Source organism: Carboxylicivirga agarovorans (assembly GCF_050589845.1).
Classification (GTDB): domain Bacteria; phylum Bacteroidota; class Bacteroidia; order Bacteroidales; family Marinilabiliaceae; genus Carboxylicivirga; species Carboxylicivirga agarovorans.
In genome coordinates, this window is record NZ_JBNGPA010000027.1 from 1 (window position 1) to 17,533 (window position 17,533).

The 17,533-nt window shown below is 37.8% G+C and carries 18 protein-coding genes; 3 read left to right on the forward strand and 15 right to left on the reverse strand.

All coding sequences use genetic code 11. The annotated features are described in order from the left end of the window. Positions 1 to 154 precede the first annotated feature (154 nt). The 8 genes from ACRD69_RS19495 to nusB all read right to left on the reverse strand — a co-directional run bounded on the left by ACRD69_RS19495 (position 155) and on the right by nusB (position 5,525). Positions 155 to 880 carry an outer membrane beta-barrel protein gene (locus ACRD69_RS19495; protein ID WP_430816811.1) on the reverse strand — a complete coding sequence of 242 codons (726 nt, stop codon included), beginning with the start codon at positions 878 to 880 and terminating at the stop codon, positions 155 to 157. A 118-nt stretch (positions 881 to 998) separates the two neighbouring features. Then, complete coding sequence (locus tag ACRD69_RS19500; RefSeq protein ID WP_430816812.1) at positions 999 to 1,418, reverse strand: DUF5606 family protein; 420 nt, start codon at positions 1,416 to 1,418, stop codon at positions 999 to 1,001. A gap of 79 nt (positions 1,419 to 1,497) precedes the next feature. After that, on the reverse strand, positions 1,498 to 2,226 hold the full coding sequence (locus ACRD69_RS19505) for a TerB family tellurite resistance protein (protein WP_430816813.1): 729 nt from the start codon (positions 2,224 to 2,226) through the stop codon (positions 1,498 to 1,500). Then, entirely contained in the window at positions 2,214 to 2,801 is a 588-nt protein-coding gene (gene coaE, locus ACRD69_RS19510) for a dephospho-CoA kinase (RefSeq protein WP_430816814.1), read from the reverse strand. The genes ACRD69_RS19505 and coaE overlap by 13 nt, the downstream gene beginning before the upstream one ends. Continuing rightward, the gene (locus ACRD69_RS19515; protein WP_430816815.1) at positions 2,801 to 3,817 is read right to left on the reverse strand and encodes a YbbR-like domain-containing protein; all 1,017 of its coding nucleotides are present in this window, start codon (positions 3,815 to 3,817) and stop codon (positions 2,801 to 2,803) included. The genes coaE and ACRD69_RS19515 overlap by 1 nt, the downstream gene beginning before the upstream one ends. A gap of 68 nt (positions 3,818 to 3,885) precedes the next feature. After that, on the reverse strand, positions 3,886 to 4,203 hold the full coding sequence (yajC, locus tag ACRD69_RS19520; RefSeq protein WP_430816816.1) for a preprotein translocase subunit YajC: 318 nt from the start codon (positions 4,201 to 4,203) through the stop codon (positions 3,886 to 3,888). 17 nt (positions 4,204 to 4,220) lie between these two features. After that, positions 4,221 to 4,616, reverse strand: coding sequence for a DUF1573 domain-containing protein (locus tag ACRD69_RS19525; RefSeq protein ID WP_430816817.1), 396 nt, complete (start codon positions 4,614 to 4,616; stop codon positions 4,221 to 4,223). 6 nt (positions 4,617 to 4,622) lie between these two features. After that, positions 4,623 to 5,525, reverse strand: coding sequence for a transcription antitermination factor NusB (gene nusB / locus ACRD69_RS19530; RefSeq protein ID WP_430816818.1), 903 nt, complete (start codon positions 5,523 to 5,525; stop codon positions 4,623 to 4,625). Positions 5,526 to 5,976: 451 nt separating this feature from the next. Between nusB and ACRD69_RS19535 the strand changes: the two genes are divergently transcribed. Next, positions 5,977 to 6,324, forward strand: coding sequence for a DUF3276 family protein (locus ACRD69_RS19535; RefSeq protein ID WP_430816819.1), 348 nt, complete (start codon positions 5,977 to 5,979; stop codon positions 6,322 to 6,324). 46 nt (positions 6,325 to 6,370) lie between these two features. Here the strand turns inward: ACRD69_RS19535 and ACRD69_RS19540 are convergent, their stop codons facing one another. After that, a complete protein-coding gene (locus ACRD69_RS19540; RefSeq protein WP_430816820.1) occupies positions 6,371 to 6,667 on the reverse strand; it encodes a thiamine-binding protein in 297 nt (98 codons plus the stop codon). Between the two features lie 24 nt (positions 6,668 to 6,691). Continuing rightward, positions 6,692 to 7,414, reverse strand: coding sequence for a hypothetical protein (locus tag ACRD69_RS19545; RefSeq protein ID WP_430816821.1), 723 nt, complete (start codon positions 7,412 to 7,414; stop codon positions 6,692 to 6,694). A gap of 158 nt (positions 7,415 to 7,572) precedes the next feature. On the opposite strand from ACRD69_RS19545, the gene feoB reads away from it, so the two are divergent. After that, positions 7,573 to 10,068, forward strand: a complete 2,496-nt coding sequence (gene feoB, locus ACRD69_RS19550; RefSeq protein WP_430816822.1) for a ferrous iron transport protein B — start codon at positions 7,573 to 7,575, stop codon at positions 10,066 to 10,068. Positions 10,069 to 10,308: 240 nt separating this feature from the next. Here the strand turns inward: feoB and ACRD69_RS19555 are convergent, their stop codons facing one another. From ACRD69_RS19555 to ACRD69_RS19565, 3 genes are read right to left on the reverse strand one after another with little or no spacing between them, the layout of a single operon-like run. After that, positions 10,309 to 11,763, reverse strand: a complete 1,455-nt coding sequence (locus ACRD69_RS19555) for an aminoacyl-histidine dipeptidase (protein ID WP_430816823.1) — start codon at positions 11,761 to 11,763, stop codon at positions 10,309 to 10,311. Positions 11,764 to 11,788: 25 nt separating this feature from the next. Next, on the reverse strand, positions 11,789 to 12,679 hold the full coding sequence (locus ACRD69_RS19560) for a transglutaminase-like domain-containing protein (RefSeq protein ID WP_430816824.1): 891 nt from the start codon (positions 12,677 to 12,679) through the stop codon (positions 11,789 to 11,791). Between the two features lie 7 nt (positions 12,680 to 12,686). Next, the gene (locus ACRD69_RS19565) at positions 12,687 to 13,562 is read right to left on the reverse strand and encodes a nucleoside phosphorylase (RefSeq protein ID WP_430816825.1); all 876 of its coding nucleotides are present in this window, start codon (positions 13,560 to 13,562) and stop codon (positions 12,687 to 12,689) included. A 201-nt stretch (positions 13,563 to 13,763) separates the two neighbouring features. Here ACRD69_RS19565 and ACRD69_RS19570 point away from each other — a divergent pair, with 201 nt between their 5' ends. Continuing rightward, a complete protein-coding gene (locus tag ACRD69_RS19570) occupies positions 13,764 to 14,216 on the forward strand; it encodes a DUF4293 domain-containing protein (protein WP_430816826.1) in 453 nt (150 codons plus the stop codon). A 63-nt stretch (positions 14,217 to 14,279) separates the two neighbouring features. Here the strand turns inward: ACRD69_RS19570 and ACRD69_RS19575 are convergent, their stop codons facing one another. Then, positions 14,280 to 15,161: a DUF4249 domain-containing protein gene (locus tag ACRD69_RS19575; RefSeq protein ID WP_430816827.1), complete on the reverse strand. Its 882-nt coding sequence runs from the start codon at positions 15,159 to 15,161 to the stop codon at positions 14,280 to 14,282. Positions 15,162 to 15,163: 2 nt separating this feature from the next. Further along, complete coding sequence (locus tag ACRD69_RS19580) at positions 15,164 to 17,467, reverse strand: TonB-dependent receptor (RefSeq protein ID WP_430816828.1); 2,304 nt, start codon at positions 17,465 to 17,467, stop codon at positions 15,164 to 15,166. Positions 17,468 to 17,533: the final 66 nt, after the last annotated feature.

Consider the following 17,533-nt stretch of genomic DNA (forward strand, 5'->3'; position numbering starts at 1 on the left):
TCGACTCAGGCTGAATTTAATCTGTATTTGGTATGTGTTTATTGTGTGTTTAAACTGGGTTTAGTATCAAAGTGTATTGGAAGTGATAAATAGTGGGTATAAAAAAAGGGCGCCTTGCGGAGCCCTTTTCTTTTATGATGATTTTATTCTTAAGCTATATTCTGGCATCATAGGTTCTTCCAGAACCTTCTCCTCCCCATATTTTCTCTATATCACGTGTATCAAATTGCCAGCTCACCGAGATGTGGAACATTTGGGTTTTACCATATCGTGAATAATCATTCAATGGATTATCTCCCTTCTTAAAATCACTATTCAGAAAATCATCCAGATAGTATTTAAACTTCACATTTAAACCTCTTGGAAATTGCACTCCCGCAAATAAAGATGGAACAAATCTGTTTGTCCGATCACTAAACCACTCCGAGGTTTTGTGTTTATCACCATCTATCCAGTATTTGTATTTATAATGAAAAAGTAATTCATATTCACCACCTCCATATAAGTAAAAATGGTCGCGAAATGACCCAAGCTTAAGTGCGAGCGGCAACCCCAATGTGTATGATCGATGCTTTTCCTTTTCAACATCGAGGTCCAATGCATCATCATCGGTAATAAAACCAATATTACGAATGGCTAAACCTGAGAATAAGCCAATAGAATTGCTCAAATCAAGATGAACATATTGTCCTAAATGCAAAAAGACAGTAAAACGAAGATTATTGGATATATTTTCCATATCACCACCTCCGAGAGGGGCTTGTTCAACATCGGCCCAGCCAAAAATCATTTCGCCACTGGTAACTGTATAAACACGACTTTGGCCATTTACCTGTGCGAAAGCAGCAAAAAGCAAGAATAGTAGAAATGTAATTCTCATAAGATAAGGTTTTTCATAATTAAAAAAGTACGACGCTTACAAACTAAGAAATGTTACAGGTAATATACAAAAAAAGGCGCCTAAACAGGCACCTTTTGTATTTCATTGACTTATTTTTCTAGTCCTCAGTCTCTTCAACTTCTTCTTCTTCAGTAGCATTAGGATCGAAAAGTTCTTTTTCAATCAACAGATTATACCAGGTCAAAACTTTTTTAATGTCTGACACATATACTCTGTCCTTATCATACAAAGGCAATATTTCCTCAAAATAAGATTTTAAGTCATTACCAGAACTTTTTGGAGAGATGGCAGCTCCTCCACTTTCCTTCTCATATATAGCCTTAAAGACATCGAACAACTTAACATCCTCATCTTCAGTATATATTGATATATCCTCCAAGGCACTGATTCTTGAAGTAGCATAAGCAGGTATTCTTTTTCCATCGATTAACGATTCAACAATAATCGAATTCTTGGCTTGCGACACCAGCTTAAACAATCCTCTCTGACCTGATATTGCTAATAATCCTTTTAACATTGTATTCTATTTTAGATTTTGTGCAAAAATAAAACTAAAGACGCTTTAAGCAAAAGATTTTTTCAACAGTTAACACTATTTACTTTATACCTCTTTCTTTTTTAATTTCCATGTAGGCATCATTAATTTTTTTGAATTTGGCTTCAGCATCTTTTCGTATATCCTCTCCCAGGTGGGCCACCTTATCAGGATGAAAGCGCATGGCCATTTTCTTGTATGCTTTTTTCACTTCATCATCCGATGCATCCTTATTTATCTCCAGGGTTTTATAGGCCGAAGTAGTACTTTTAATAAACATAGCACTTACTGCCTCAAAATCCTGCTTTGAAATTCCAAGACCCGAAGAAATATGAAATAAATAATGCTGCTCATCGCTTGTTACTTTACCATCAGCCAGGGCAATGCCAAACAACAAATGCATTAACTGCACTTTTGACGGGTAATCGATATTAACACGCGCCTGGTGTACCACATCATTTAGAGGTATATCCTGATTTAAAATATCACGCAACATCAACAAAGCCTTAGCGGCCTCATCTTCACCAAATGTGGCCACCAAACTTCGTTTCACGTAGTCCAACTCAGACTTCACCACACGCCCGTCAGCCTTCATAACGGCAGCTATCAGCACCAGCAATGTTGCCAGGAAACCACTACGTGATTGTTGCCGGGGGCTTTGCTTCTTCCCTTTTATGAACGACGCCTGTTCTTCGGTAATATGACCAAATACAAGACCTAATATCGCACCAATCGAACCCATTGTCCACCATCCCAGTTGTGCTCCTAAAAATGACCCTAACAATCCCATTTTATCTTTTTAATAATGTCTAATAATTGAGGTATCACCAAATGATTCCCATCACATTTCACAATGTAATCTGCCAATGGTATTTTATCCTTATCATCCCATTGCCGATCAATTCTGACCTTTACTTCTTTTTCGCTTAAACCATCACGTCTCATTACCCTACCCATTCGCATCAGTTCAGGTGCAGTCACTAAAATTGTTTTATCAAACTTTGTGTAACTACCATTTTCAAATAAGATCGCAGCCTCCTGAAAAATCATTTCCTCATGCTTATGGGCATCACACCAGTTATTAAAATGAGCATAAACTGCCGGATGCACAATCGTATTTAGGGCAGCAAGCAGTTTTTTATCACTAAAAACCTTTTTCGCCACAAACTTTACATTATACCCTGATTGGGTATAAGCATCTTCCCCAAGTAGTTCAATGACACGCTGCTTAACAAGCTGATCAGAATTAATTATTCTTTTCGCCTCAACATCGGCCACATACACGTGATATCCCAAAAATTCAATCAACCTCACAACCGTTGACTTACCACTTCCAATCCCTCCTGTCAATCCAATTTTTATCATTAGTTATCCTTTCGCTCCAACAAATATTCCACAAACACAGGCTGATACGCCATATTATTGATATCATCCGGAGATGTATTAACCTTTACCTTTAGGCGACTGGGTAACTTATTCAGATCAATATTACTAAAGTCAACATTGGCTTTGAAATCGTCGATTGAAAATAAGGGACGACTTAAGCCTATGTGATAGGATATTACAACCTCAGGTGGAAATGATTTGAGCACAAGACTATCCGGCAGATTAATTGCCCTTACGGGTACAAGAACATTGGCCTCTGTAAACGGTTCAACAGGCACTGTAACAACAACCCGTTTTACCGCAATATCGAAACTCTCATTCTTTTCGAGTGCAATATTTCTGACTATTGTATCAGACAGTTTTTCAAAAAACATTGACTTGGTTGAAACGAAACTTACCTCCTGTAATATTTCATCAGAACCTGAAATAAGAACAGAATCAGGTTCAACCTTAATATCACCAGATAATTGACATTGCTGTTCAAAACTCACATTGGCGTCAACCTTAACCGGTACTTTTTTCGATTTCTTTTCAATTAAAGGTATAAACAAGGTATCAGGCGAGATATCAACTAACTCCAACCCTACAGCCAACTTTCCTTCGATCAGTGAATAATACTCACCCGAGTTAATATATGCTCCTTTAACTCCATCGATATTGACCCTTCTTAAACGTGATATATCGATTGCTTCGGCGGAAAAGCGTTGACGAAGATGATAAGGTAAAATTTTGAAACCTCCTCCTCTTATTTTCAGTGTCAGATCACGTTTCAGGCTACCTTTTACAATCTCATTACTTCCTACGTTCGTATATTTTACAGGAAAATTTACTTCGGTTGTATAATTATCCTTTCTCAAGGCATTCAGAACCCAGAAACAAGCGGCTAAAAATAAAAAAACCAAGAAGATAAGCGCGTTTCCATCATCGCGTACCTCCCTGGTTTTTCCTTTAATACGTTGTAAATATTTATCTAGTAGTTTTTTTACCTTATCCATGGTTTACTTGTCAGATTACCCACAAAAGTAAATAATCTTTAGCAGAAACCTCATATCAAAACTACCTGCTATTTATTTGCAGCAACATCGGTCATATCCATAACGATGGCTGACTTGTCCATTTTCACTTTAACACCATCTGCAATTTCAACAGTAACAAACTGATCTTTCACTTCAGATACTTTACCGTAAATTCCACCGGTAGTAATAACCTTATCTCCTTTTTTCAAAGCTTCACGGTACTTGCGCAATTCCTTCTGACGCTTCATTTGCGGACGAATCATAAAGAAATAAAAAACGATGATGATAAGCACAAATGGTGCAAATGACATTAATGGACTTCCTCCTTCAGCAGCCTGAGGAAGCATGTTTAATAATACGTTCATAGTTATAATGTTATCTTTTATTTAATACTAGCCCAAATTAATAACTCGTGCTTTTTTATTGAATCATTAGCGTGTACAACCACTTGTTTCACCTGCCTCCCATTCCAGCCCTTGGTATCAAAAACAACTTCAACATAAGCAGAATCCTTCGCCTCAATTGGTTTCTTGGGAAAAACGACATCGGTACATCCGCATCCTTTTTTAACTTTTTGAATGACTACCGGATACGCGCCGTCGTTGATCACCTTAAACCGGTGCCCCACAACATCACCATGTTTGAGTTCTCCAAAATTATATGACAACTCGGTGAATCTTAGCTTCCCTTTACCTTGGGGTTGTTTTTTAGCTGTGTTAATGCACGAAACAGAAACAACAACATTAAAAACAAAAAAACCTATCAGGCGAAAATTCATTATCAATTATTTACTAACCTTACCTGGTTTATTGATAATTTTTTCTTCAATTAAATGCTCACTTATCTTATCCAATACACCATTGATGAAAACACCACTCTTATTGGTTGAGTAGTACTTCGCAATCTCAATGTATTCATTCAGTGAAACATTAATCGGAATATTCTTGAACTCTACAATTTCGGCAATGGCAACCTGCATTAATACCACATCCAGATATGCAACACGATCAAAGTCCCAGTTTTTGGTAAACTTCTTAATCAGATTCATATTATCTTTCTGGTTCACCAGGGTCTTGCGACACAGGCGCTGCACAAAATCGCGATCTTCATCATCCTTGAATTCTGGCAATAATGCTTCTGCAGAACCATTTTCCTGAGCAAATCCTTTAATGGTTTTTACTACCATTGAAATGACAAACTCAACTTCATCATTCCAATAAACACTTTGCTCTTCGAATATGGTATACAAGCTCTCAAAGGGAGCAATTACCTTTTCAAGAAGTTTGGCAATAAATCGTTTATCAGCATCATAATCACCAGCCTCAGTAGTCATGTAGTCATTATACATATCTGATTCGGCAACAACATTAAATAATGCCTTAATGGTTTCAGGTTGATCTGCCCATGGCGTTCCATTCTTACTATTGTAAGCCATCAACGCCTCGTTACCAGCCAATTGCATCAGAAAACCATTTTCCACGAAACGCATATTGGGGTTTAAATCTTCTTCTGAAGGACGTTTCTTTTGTTTACGAAGCTCAATTCTGTTCTCGGCAAAATTCTTTAGTTCAAGCAACAACAGCAAGAACGAGTGATACATCTCATGAGATTTAGCTATGCTATGAAACAACTCAATTTCTGTTTGTTGTATCGACACCTCACCCTTTTGGTAATGTGCATATGCCATTTGCACAACTTTTACTCTTAACAATCTTCTACTTAACATCCTTAAAGAACTTTTTTTACTATTTACTAATGCAAAAGTAGCTTTTTTTTTAATTGCATCAAGGCCTTTTGAAAAGAGTTATTTTATAAAATTGGTAAGTTAATCAGACACGCTGAATTGCACGATGTATATTCTTAAAGAAATGATAATATAAAGCTAACAAGTAAAGCAAAATGCCTTTGTGAATATTATTTAAATAATCTAAAGTGTAGCTAAATCAATTTCAATTATATTAAACACCTGTTCCACTTTATTTTAGCATTAACATTAGATAGTTAGTTTAGAATCATTAATGTTTCTTTCTATAAAAAACATCAAAAAATTGTAAAAAAAAGATTGGTAAATATGGAAATAATTATCATTTTTGAAGCACACAAGCCCACAAGCTGTTTCCAAAACAATAAAGAAAACGATGGAAGGATTTGAAAAAAATGATGGATTTGAAAAGAATGATAGAGATGAAATCTTTTCAAAGGCAATAAGAGCAGGAAAAAGAACTTACTTTTTTGATGTTAAAGCCACTAGAAAGAATGATTATTATTTAACGATTACAGAAAGTAAGAAGCGTTACGATCAAGATGGTAAGTATCATTTTGAAAAACATAAAATCTTTCTATATAAAGAAGACTTCGAAAAGTTCATCAACGGTCTTCAGGAAACTGTAGGTTTTATTCAGCAAAACCAAACGATTGAAAATGTTGAAGAGCAACCGGCTACAGCTGAATACACAAGTGTAGAATTTGAAGATTTACATGAATAATTTGACATTAACATCATAAAAAAGGCTGCAAATGCAGCCTTTTTTTTTATTCATACTTTCCTACTTTATCCTCTATCTGAACGTCATTAGTGCTGTGTGACTGTATCTTGAGATTACAAAGCAGTTTTTCGGCACCACTTGCATAACAAGCGGCCTGAACTCTCTGAACTAAATTCATCACTTCTGTATATTCACCTTCAACTACCGTTTCAAAAGGTGTTATTCTATACTTCAAACCAGAATTTTGAATAAGAGCAATTGCCTCATCTACCATATCATACATTTCATACTTATCTGACATTGGCAATACTTGTATGGCCACATTTACAATTTTATTTTCCATTTTAAGCGGATCCTTAATTAATTTTCATGCTGTTTTTTTATCCATCAGCTGCTCAATTTCGCCAGCAGACAATTTTTTAACATTGGTAACTAAAACAGACGTATCTAAAAAATCGCCTAGTTCGTTACAATGTTTAACCAGGTCTGAAAGTAATTTTTTTAATCCGGTATTTAATGGCACCAGACCGGTAAACTTCACATAGTACCCCATAAATTCGATTTCTTCCAATTCTGCCTTTTCTTTATTAAAAGCATACACAATCTCATTCATGACCAATTTCTCCTGGTATGGAGTAAAAACAGCCTGGTCACGTGTAAAAATAACAACAAAATAGCGCAGCTGACTGCCTTTCCCACCAAGACCGGTGGATATAAAAAGTGGTTTTTGATCCATAAACTCACTATGCATCAACATCTTACTCTCCTGAAAAGCTAAGATTGCCCATTGAGCGAGAGATTCATCAGGACAAGACACATATCGCTCAATTGTACGATAAGCTTCAACTTCATTGATCGAAGCCAACTGGCATAAAAGCAATTTCTTCTCATCCTCAGAATAATCTTTATCAAACAGTTTATCCTTTTTTTTCAAAGCAGTCACTTTATCCAGTGATTCTTTTTGTTTCCTGGTCTCCTTAAAATATTTAACCTGTAGCTTAACATCAATTGCCTCTTCCAGTACTGTTACGCTATCGGGGTAGTTTTTAAGTATTTGTTCCAGTTTATTGTCACTTTCCATTTCTTTCATATTAATTATATAAACGGAATCGGGCCTAAAAAGTTATAATGTATAAGGAGGATTATTTTGGCATACGGACAAAATCACTACTTTTAGGTATTGCAATAGCCACTTTACAAAAGTAGTTTTGTACGTTATAACAATTGGGACTATACAATTAAGTTTTCATGAATTTATCTGAATTAAGCAATGGTAGCGAAGGAGTAATCGTTAAAGTTAAGGGACACGGTGCTTTTCGTAAACGTATTACAGAAATGGGCTTTATCAAAGGGAAAAAAGTTACCGTTGTTAAAAACGCCCCTTTAAAAGATCCAATTGAATACCAAATACTTGACTATAAAATATCACTTCGCCGCAGCGAAGCCAAACTTATTGAAGTCATAACGGTTGAAGAAGCTAAAAACATTGGTGATACACCATTTCAAGGCACTTTAACCGATGACATACTCAAGCAGACGGCCAATAAAAAACACCGTTCAATAAACATAGCACTGGTTGGTAACCCCAATTGTGGCAAAACAACACTGTTCAATTATGCCAGTGGCGCAAAGGAACATGTTGGTAATTACAGTGGTGTCACTGTCGATTCGAAGGCTGCTACTTTCAGTCATAATGGCTACAATTTCAACATTATAGATCTACCGGGAACCTACAGCATATCAGCCTATTCACCGGAAGAAACGTTTGTGAGGGAACACATCACCAGCGAAACACCTGATATAGTTGTCAATGTGCTGGATAGCTCAAACCTGGAACGCAACCTGTACCTCACAACACAACTCATTGACCTGGATATAAAAGTAGTTGTTGCTCTCAATATGTTTGATGAGATGCAAAACCGGGGCGATCAGCTGGACTACAAGCAACTGGGTGGTATGCTGGGTATACCTTTTGTTCCAACGGTCAGCTCTAAAGGTAAGGGTGTAACAGAACTATTTGATAAACTGATAGAGGTTTATGAAGACAGAGATCCTGTAGTCAGACACATACATGTTAATTATGGTGAACTGCTGGAAAAAGCCATTGCCAAGCTGGATGATTTGTTCTCTGCTGCGGGAGATATTGCCAACCGCGTTTCACCGCGATACCTGGCCATTAAGGCACTTGAAAAAGACGAACAACTCTTTAGTTATATGAACGCCAACAAAAACCTTTACAGTTCAATAATTGAAGAAACAGAGCGACTGACCGTTAAAATAGAAAAACAATCCAACGAGGATTCTGAATCAATTTTTACCGATTCGAGATATGGATTCGTTGCCGGTGCACTGAAAGAAACATTTACCGAAAACCCGAGAACAAGAAGGCGACGAACCGACAGTATTGATGCCATTATCACACACCGTTTATTCGGTTTTCCAATCTTCATCTTTTTAATGTGGCTCATGTTTCAGGCTACGTTTCGCTTAGGTGAATACCCGATGAACTGGATCGAAGCGGGTGTTGGTCATTTATCAGACTTTGTGAGTACTATAATGCCCGACGGCTCTTTTAAACATCTGTTGGTTGACGGTGTCATAGGTGGCGTTGGCGGTGTCATTGTATTTCTACCCAATATCCTCATCCTGTTTTTCTTTATTTCTTTTATGGAGGATACGGGATATATGGCGCGCGCAGCTTTTATTATGGATAAACTAATGCACAAAATGGGGCTTCATGGAAAGTCATTTATTCCATTGGTAATGGGATTTGGCTGTAATGTACCGGCGGTAATGGCAACACGCACGATTGAAAACAGGAATAATCGTTTGCTAACCATGCTGATTAACCCTTTTATGTCATGCAGCGCCCGTTTACCTGTATACATCCTGATCATTGGTGCCATTTTCCCTGAAAATGCAGGCACCATGCTATTCACCATCTATGGCATAGGTATTTTGTTGGCAGTTTTGATTGCCCGCCTGTTCAAACGTTTTATATTCAAACATGACGAAGTACCATTTGTGATGGAACTCCCTCCCTATCGCATTCCGACACTAAAAAACACCATTCGCCACATGTGGCACAAAGGTGCCGAGTATCTGAAAAAAATGGGAGGTATTATCCTGGTAGCATCTATAATTATTTGGTTTCTGAGCTATTTCCCGCAAAATGTGGAGTATTCGCAGGACTTTGACAGTAAAACAGAGCTGTTAAATACTGAATATGCATCACTGATTGCCAATAGCCAGGGGGAACTCAAAAGCTCTTATGAGCAAGAATTAGCCTTTAAAACAGACTCCATCGCACTGCTGAAGAAAAGTGAACACCAAAGCAATACTTATATTGGCCGATTGGGCAAATCAATCGAACCGGTCATAAAACCACTTGGTTTTGACTGGAAAATGGGTGTCAGCCTTATTACCGGAATCGCAGCCAAGGAAATTGTGATCAGTACCATGGCTGTTATATACCATTCTGACGATGATTCGGAGGAATCATCCAAGCTAATCAGTCAGATCCGGGAAGAGAAATATGCGGATGGAACACCTGTTTTCAATAAAATTACAGCTTTTGGTTTTATGCTATTCATATTGATCTATTTCCCTTGTGTTGCAGTGATTGCGGCTATACGAAAAGAATCGGGCGCCTGGAAATGGGCATTATTCACCATTGTATACACAACCGGCCTTGCCTGGACATTAGCCTTTGCAGTGAACCAGATTGGTCATTTATTGTTCTAATTTCAATGATACAGGATATTTTGACATATGCCGCAGTTATCTGGGCTTTTTATCAGGTAATACTATTCTTCTTCAGACTGGTCAAACCAGCTGCGGGAAAGACAGCATGTAGCAGCGGAAGCTGCGGTTGTGAAGCCAAAACAGAACTTTTTAGCGCTATTAAAAAGGGAAAGTACCCTACACTGATAAAGTAAAAGACTAAATAAAATAAAAGCCGGATAATCATCCGGCTTTCTTATTTTATGCTTCTGGAATTCGATCAAGAACATCGATCAGATGTTTCCAGAATTTCTGAACAGTTACTATTTCTATGCGCTCATCAGGCGAGTGTGCACCCCTGATAGTTGGCCCGAATGAAATCATATCCATTCCAGGATATTTCTCCAGGAATAACCCACACTCTAAACCAGCATGTATTGCCCTTACAACAGGCTCTTCTTTAAACAATGCTTCGTACGATTCTTTTGTGATCTTTAATATTTCAGAATCAGTATTGGGAGCCCAACCAGGATAACCATCTGTGTGTCGGGCATCAGCACCAGCCAATTTAAATACTGACATTACCATATTAGCGATATCCTCTTTAGCACTTTCAACAGAGCTGCGCTGGCTGGTTGTAACAAAAACATGATCATCCTTCATTTTAACCGATGCCAGGTTAGTGGATGTTTCCACCAATCCTTCAATATCGCGACTCATTTCAATGACACCATGTGGACAGGCATATAATGCATTTAAAAGTCTGCTTTGACTTTCATGGTCCATTACAAACTCGGGCAAATCAACAGACTCCAGCTTCATGCGTAATTCAGGCTCAGTAACCTTTAATTCCATTTGAACGTCATGAAACAGCATGTTATAAGCTACTCTTACCTGTTCTTTATAACTAGCTGGAACAACTGCTATAGCATGAGCCTCGCGTGCAATGGCATTACGCAGATTACCGCCGTCAAACGATGCTAATCGTAAATCATATTTCTCACTTGCCTCCCATAAAAAGCGATTAATGATCTTGTTGGCATTACCTAATCCTTTGTGGATGTCATCTCCTGAGTGTCCACCTTTTAAACCAGAAACAGTCACTTTAAATGCAAATCCCTTATCGACTGCTACTGTTGTAAAAGGAAATTTTGCGATCGTATCTACACCTCCGGCACAACCGATAAAAAGTTCACCGTCATCTTCAGAGTCCAGGTTTAATAGAATTTTTGAATCAAAAAATCCTTCTTTAAGCTCAAATGCACCAGTCAAGCCTGTTTCTTCATCAACTGTAAATAAACACTCAATCGGACCGTGCTCTATATTATCGGCCACCAGCAGAGCCATTTGCGCAGCCATACCTATACCGTCATCAGCACCCAATGTGGTGCCATCGGCCTTTACCCATTCGCCATCGATAACCGGTGTAATCGGATCGTTATCGAAATCAAACTTCTTATCACTGTTTTTCTCACATACCATATCGATGTGTGATTGCAACACAACCGATTTTACATTTTCTCTTCCGGCAGTTGCAGGCTTTCTGATAAGAACATTACCAATATGATCTTTATGTGCCTCGAGTCCGTTATCTTCAGCAAACTTTAATAAAAACTCTATTATTTTTTCCTCCTTTTTTGAAGGACGAGGCACATTGCAAATCGCTTCAAAATGCTTCCATACCTCTTGAGGTTGTAATCCTGATAATCTATCCATTATCGTATATTAGTTAGAATTATTGTTAAATTGGATTCTCTTTTAAGTCATCAAATAAGGTTAAGATCCTTTGAATTTCTACCCTTTTACCTTCTTCACCTTTACTATCATACCCAAAACTAAGATTATTAAGCATCCGCTTAATTATTGTCAGGTTGTCGCAAGGTAAGAAATACTCTTCTTTGAGTTGCAGCTTTTGCTGTTTTATAAAGTACTCAATTTCTTTTCTTCCCAAAACAGCGCCCTTATTAATGGGATTAATGTAGAATAGAACAGCCGATTGATCTTTAATCTGCTCGTTATCAGACATGGCTGATTCATCAATAAAAGCCAGCAAAAAGTTCTTGGGTAAGTTTACCCCGTATACGGGCATCCCCAATTCGCGGCATAATATGGAATAGATGACTGATACAGATAAGGGATTACCCTTATGCGTTTCGAGCACCTCGCTGATGTAATTATTTTCAGGAGCGAGATAACGGCTTGTATTACGCGAGAATTTATGTACATCAAACATCACATGATTAACAATTCTTACCTTTTCAAGCGATGTCAAATGCTCATTCATTTCCAGCCAGATATCTTTTCTGAGCTCAGACAGCTGTTCTTTTAGATGAATTAAACTAACGTCGGGAAACTGGTATTTACAAACCAAATAAGCCCCGTATAATAAGTCACGGGTTGGAGTCTGCACCCAGTTTTTCAATTGGAAATAAATATCTTTTAATTGGATAGAGTGGATAATATTTTCGACACGGGATTGAAACAGATCATCCAAAGATGATTCCCATGCCTTTTCCAATTCAGGCACAATTTCAACCGGCTCCTTCAACAACGCGTCTTCTACAGAAGCAAATATTTCGTCGTTAGGATCATCCAGCAGGGTGATCAGCGCCTTTATTTTCTCTCTATCCATCAGACTATTATTTAGTTAATCCATTCAATACATGCTCAATCAGCTTTTTCATTACAGGTTTATAATCCTTACTTGCCGTTCCTGCCAAACGATTAGCAATAATCATGCAAATAGTTGCAGCTTTGTGCCCTAATAAGGCAGACAATCCATATATAGCAGAGCATTCCATCTCATAATTCGTTACCCGGTACTTACCATGTCTGAACGCAGTAATCTTCTCGTTAATATGCTTATCAGCTATATCAAGTCGCAACTCACGCCCCTGCGGACCATAAAAACCGGGTGCTGATATTGTAACACCTTTAACTACATTTTCTCCTGTCAGCTTATCAAGTAATTCGGCAGCAGCATCCACAACATAAGGTGCCGTTAACAGAGGATTCCAGTTAAGCGACCCGGTAAAGGCTTTTTCAAAGGCCAGGTCTGTTACCTCATTGCGACGGGCATAAAAATTGATCAATCCATCAAAACCAATACCTTTCTCACTTAATAACCACGTATCAACCGGTAAATCTTTTTGCAAGGCGCCTGATGTACCAATACGCACAAAGTTTAGTTGTGTATGTTGTTCTTTAACAGTTCTGGTTTCAAAATCAATATTAACAAGGGCATCCAATTCATTAACAACAATATCGATATTGTCTGTTCCAATACCTGTTGCTACAACAGTTAGGCGCTTACCGTTGAAAGTACCCGTGCATGATACAAATTCACGGTTCGATCGTCTTACTTCAATGGTGTCAAAGAATGAACTGATCAGTTCAACTCTACCCGGATCCCCCACCAGTATAATATTTTGAGCTACATCTTCCGGCTTAAGGTATAAATGAAAAATACTTCCATCCGGATTTATAATTAGCTCTGAAGCTTCTATTTTTCGCATGTGAAATTTATTTTAATTTCAAATTAATGAAATTTTTGAGTTAAAATACATCTTATAGGCTCATTTTTACGCAAGTGTTAATAAATAATCGCTGCAAACAAACTTATTGGTCTGAACCGTGAACCGAAGCTCATCAGTTCTTCATGTTTTTTAACGATAAATATGTAAATTCGCAGCTCAATAAGTATAAATAAGTAAGCGATGATACAGAGAATTCAGACTTTATATTTACTATTAAGTGGATTGCTTATGGGAAGTTTATTTTTCATTCCCTTAGCACAAATTGAAACAGATACACAAGAGGTATTTCAATTCATTTACCGCGGTTTAACTAACGCAGAAGGCGAAACAGTAACACCAACTTTAGCATTAAGCATATTGCTAACAGTTGCCACACTGGTTTCTTTTATTACCATATTTTTATACAAAAACCGAACGCTTCAAATACGCCTTTGCGGAATTAATTTAGCCCTATTGTTAGGTTCTACAGGCATGATCTACTATTTAGGATCACAACTTGCCGATGATTCGTCTGTGGTTAGTTACAGTATTACTACAGCCTTCCCTGTTGTAGCACTCATCCTAACATTTTTGGCCTTAAGAGCTATTGGCAAAGACATTGCATTATTAAAATCAATGGATAGGATCAGATAATAAAACCAATTAAAATGGTGGAGTTTATAACTCGACCAGAAAAGAAATTTCAAAGCCCTTCAGTTATTGCTGAGGGGCTTTTTCATGTGTAATCATATAATTCAATGAGGCCATACCGGTCCAGCGACCTATACCACCTTTTACATTGGTATGTGTTTTTTGATCAACCAGTGAAAACGGATTTCCATGACTTAAATGATCAAGGTATATCCCATTAAGCACTCTGTAGGACTCAGCATCAATTTGTGAAATTTTGACTAAAACAGTATCTGTAATGGCAAACTCATCTGATAAGATATTGCGCTCCGAATCGATATTATAAATATTCAATGGATCGGGCTGATTGCTTCGTTTGACCTGAAAAATATGTTGTTTTCCATTGAATAAGTTGTCATTCATCAACGGATTATCAGATGGATGAAAGCGGGTATCGAAATGCAGTGTTTTAATCTGCGAATAGTAATAGTTTATATTCAAAGCATCATCATTCACACATCCGCTTATAACCATTGCAGAGTCCGAAACAGCTTCTGACTTCAACCATTCGACATCTGGTAATGAAGGAATTGTAGTGAAAGCTGTCACTAATTTCCCTTTATAGCTTACCTCCAATTGATAATTTTCACCCGTTTCACCTTTCATGCTTATACTTTTGTAGATAAATGGGGGGAAAAACTCATCCTGATGCGTTAAAGTCAATACCTCTGACTCACCTTTTCCGTTGGTGATGGTTACCTTGGCATAGTTTAAGAATGTATTACGGATCGAAGCCGAATCATAGTCTGTCAGAAAGGGTGAACTCATAGTTAAAAGCACATTGGCTCTTCCTTCATTTTCTATCCATCCATCGACTACAATTTTGCGTTCGTAATCAACCTGATCAATTTCAACTTCTTTCGAGCAGGCCAGCAATACCACTAATACAATGAACACTATTATACGCATACTTAAAATTTAAATCGCCAGCTAATGGATGGCATAATTGGAAATAAGGAAACCTGCATGGCTTTTATACTTAACTGATAATCCTGCTGTCCTTCCTCAACCTGATAATAGATATAATAAGGGTTGCTTCGTCCATATAAATTAATGATGGAAAAATTAAGGATGGACTCGGCAAACAAGCGGGATTTTAAATGATAATTCATTGAAATATCCATTCTATGATAAGCAGGCATCCTGTAATTATTAACTCCGGCATAGTCATTGGCAATTGAACCCATCAACCAGTATCGTCCCGTTGGCAAAGTGGCTTTGTTACCACTGGCATAAATAAATACAGTTCCAAAATCAAAGCGATCATTTAAAACATATGTTGCCTGCAGATTTAAATCATGTCGTCGATCATATTTGGCATCATGCCACTCCCCCTCATTTATTCCATCATATTGCTGTTGGGCCCAGCCTAAGGTATATGCAACAGTCAGCTCAAAATCCTTTGCCTGCTTATTTAAGTAAAACTCACTTCCGTAGGCCACTCCCCGGCCTTTATAAAAGTTCTCTTCGATGCTTTCAACTTCAGCTTGATCAGTGTTCAGTTTAAGCAGCAGCTGATTATCCATTAACTTACCATATCCTTCAACTCCCCACTGGAGTTGACGTTCGGTATATTCTTTAAAGAAACCGAAAGTCAACTGGTGTCCGGTCTCTAGTGGTAACTTTTCTGTAGCAGGCATCCAGATATCTGACGGTAAAGGAATAGACGCAATGGAAGCCAAATGAATGTTTTGGGAATTAAAGGCGTATGAAAGCTTATATGAGGCGGTTTTAAGCGGATAATAATTCACCGAGACTGTTGCATTGGGTAAAACCTGTGCTTTTTCAGATTTAAAGCTTTCGTCCGAGGCCTCATTTAATTTGTAATAGTTAAGAGCGACACCAGTATATACAGACCAGTGAGAATTAAGTTGATAATAATCACTAATAAACGCTCTGAGAGCCGAACTTTGGTAATCATCTAGGGTTGATTCATTATTATTTAGGTAACTTATTTTTAAATCCTGCGGTATTATGTTGTACATGGTTAATTCAACACCGGCTCTTAGGTAATGCTTATCCAGATTATAGCTGTATCGATTTTTGAATTGATATTGTTTATAATCTGTTGCAAAGCGCATGGATCCATCAGGTATTACAGCGCCGAAATCTGAAAAATAAGATGTATAGGACACGGAATTTTCCATACTGAAATCGGGTGAAAGAAGTTTATTCCATGCTAAACTAACACCGGCATTACCCCATTCTGAGTCTGAAGTTACTTCATTTCTTTCACTTGTCATTGAAAAATCATCACGCCCAATGTACCAGCTGAATACCACTTTATCATTGCCCGACTTAAACTTTAATTTGCCATTCCAGTCGTAAAATGTGTAGTTGTTTTGCTTAAAGTAGTTGTCACCGTCATTTATAAACGGGCTGGCCATATGGCCCAGCATATCCAGGTAACTCCGGCGTATACCAGTATTAAGGTACCATTTCTTATTCTTTGACGCCCCATTGTATGTCAGGTTACTGACAATATTCCCCAGGTTACCCGCCCAGTTGGAACTATCCGGTTTCTGATTGTAGGTATCGACAATAATAGATGATGCCAGGCGAGATGACAAATGAATGGGCGCGTTACCTTTAAAAAAATCAACCTTATTGGTCAATAAAGGATTAAACACCGAATAAATACCCATTAGGTGTGTCGGGTTCATTAGTTCAATACCATCAAACAGCACGAAATTCTGCCCCGGTGAACCACCCCTAACATAGATGCCTCCATTACCTTCACTGACAGACTGCATACCAGGCAACAATTGTAAACCTCTTAAAACATCAGGACTTCCCATAAAGGCAGGGATAGCCAGCACATCTTCTTTCTTAAGTGTTAGCTTGCCAGGAATATAGTTGTCAACAATGTTCTTTTGAGTAGCATTAACCTGCACTTCTGATGCCTGGTAAACTTTAAATCTCAATTTAACTGTCAACTGCTCATTTTTGGCTTTGATAATAGTCATTTGTCGCTGCTCAAACGCCGTATGCCCTATTTTAATTGTAATAGTATCATTATTAAGACCACACAACTCAAATTGACCATCTTCACCCGAAACAGCTCCTTTTCGTCCATCTAATGATGTGATATGAACAGATGGTATTGGTTCATTGGTCTCAAAGTCCAAAACACGACCATAAATGCACCATGGTGTATCCTGAGCATGAGCAATTATGCCAAGTAAATAAAAGATATGTAATAGTATGTACTTCAATAGTGGTAAGAATAAAAAAGAATTGGAGACCTGCACAGATCTCCAATTTCTATATTTCTTTTCCGG

What these genes read in the sequence shown, in the direction of transcription:
- ACRD69_RS19555 (WP_430816823.1), bottom strand. Translation starts at nt 11,763, where the DNA reads ATGGATAGATTATCAGGATTACAACCTCAAGAGGTATGGAAGCATTTT.
- ACRD69_RS19515 (WP_430816815.1), bottom strand. Translation starts at nt 3,817, where the DNA reads ATGGATAAGGTAAAAAAACTACTAGATAAATATTTACAACGTATTAAA.
- yajC (WP_430816816.1), bottom strand. Translation starts at nt 4,203, where the DNA reads ATGAACGTATTATTAAACATGCTTCCTCAGGCTGCTGAAGGAGGAAGT.
- nusB (WP_430816818.1), bottom strand. Translation starts at nt 5,525, where the DNA reads ATGGCATATGCACATTACCAAAAGGGTGAGGTGTCGATACAACAAACA.
- ACRD69_RS19535 (WP_430816819.1), top strand. Translation starts at nt 5,977, where the DNA reads ATGGAAGGATTTGAAAAAAATGATGGATTTGAAAAGAATGATAGAGAT.
- ACRD69_RS19575 (WP_430816827.1), bottom strand. Translation starts at nt 15,161, where the DNA reads ATGCGTATAATAGTGTTCATTGTATTAGTGGTATTGCTGGCCTGCTCG.
- ACRD69_RS19525 (WP_430816817.1), bottom strand. Translation starts at nt 4,616, where the DNA reads ATGAATTTTCGCCTGATAGGTTTTTTTGTTTTTAATGTTGTTGTTTCT.
- ACRD69_RS19500 (WP_430816812.1), bottom strand. Translation starts at nt 1,418, where the DNA reads ATGTTAAAAGGATTATTAGCAATATCAGGTCAGAGAGGATTGTTTAAG.
- feoB (WP_430816822.1), top strand. Translation starts at nt 7,573, where the DNA reads ATGAATTTATCTGAATTAAGCAATGGTAGCGAAGGAGTAATCGTTAAA.
- ACRD69_RS19545 (WP_430816821.1), bottom strand. Translation starts at nt 7,414, where the DNA reads ATGAAAGAAATGGAAAGTGACAATAAACTGGAACAAATACTTAAAAAC.
- ACRD69_RS19505 (WP_430816813.1), bottom strand. Translation starts at nt 2,226, where the DNA reads ATGGGATTGTTAGGGTCATTTTTAGGAGCACAACTGGGATGGTGGACA.
- ACRD69_RS19570 (WP_430816826.1), top strand. Translation starts at nt 13,764, where the DNA reads ATGATACAGAGAATTCAGACTTTATATTTACTATTAAGTGGATTGCTT.
- ACRD69_RS19540 (WP_430816820.1), bottom strand. Translation starts at nt 6,667, where the DNA reads ATGGAAAATAAAATTGTAAATGTGGCCATACAAGTATTGCCAATGTCA.
- ACRD69_RS19560 (WP_430816824.1), bottom strand. Translation starts at nt 12,679, where the DNA reads ATGGATAGAGAGAAAATAAAGGCGCTGATCACCCTGCTGGATGATCCT.
- coaE (WP_430816814.1), bottom strand. Translation starts at nt 2,801, where the DNA reads ATGATAAAAATTGGATTGACAGGAGGGATTGGAAGTGGTAAGTCAACG.
- ACRD69_RS19495 (WP_430816811.1), bottom strand. Translation starts at nt 880, where the DNA reads ATGAGAATTACATTTCTACTATTCTTGCTTTTTGCTGCTTTCGCACAG.
- ACRD69_RS19565 (WP_430816825.1), bottom strand. Translation starts at nt 13,562, where the DNA reads ATGCGAAAAATAGAAGCTTCAGAGCTAATTATAAATCCGGATGGAAGT.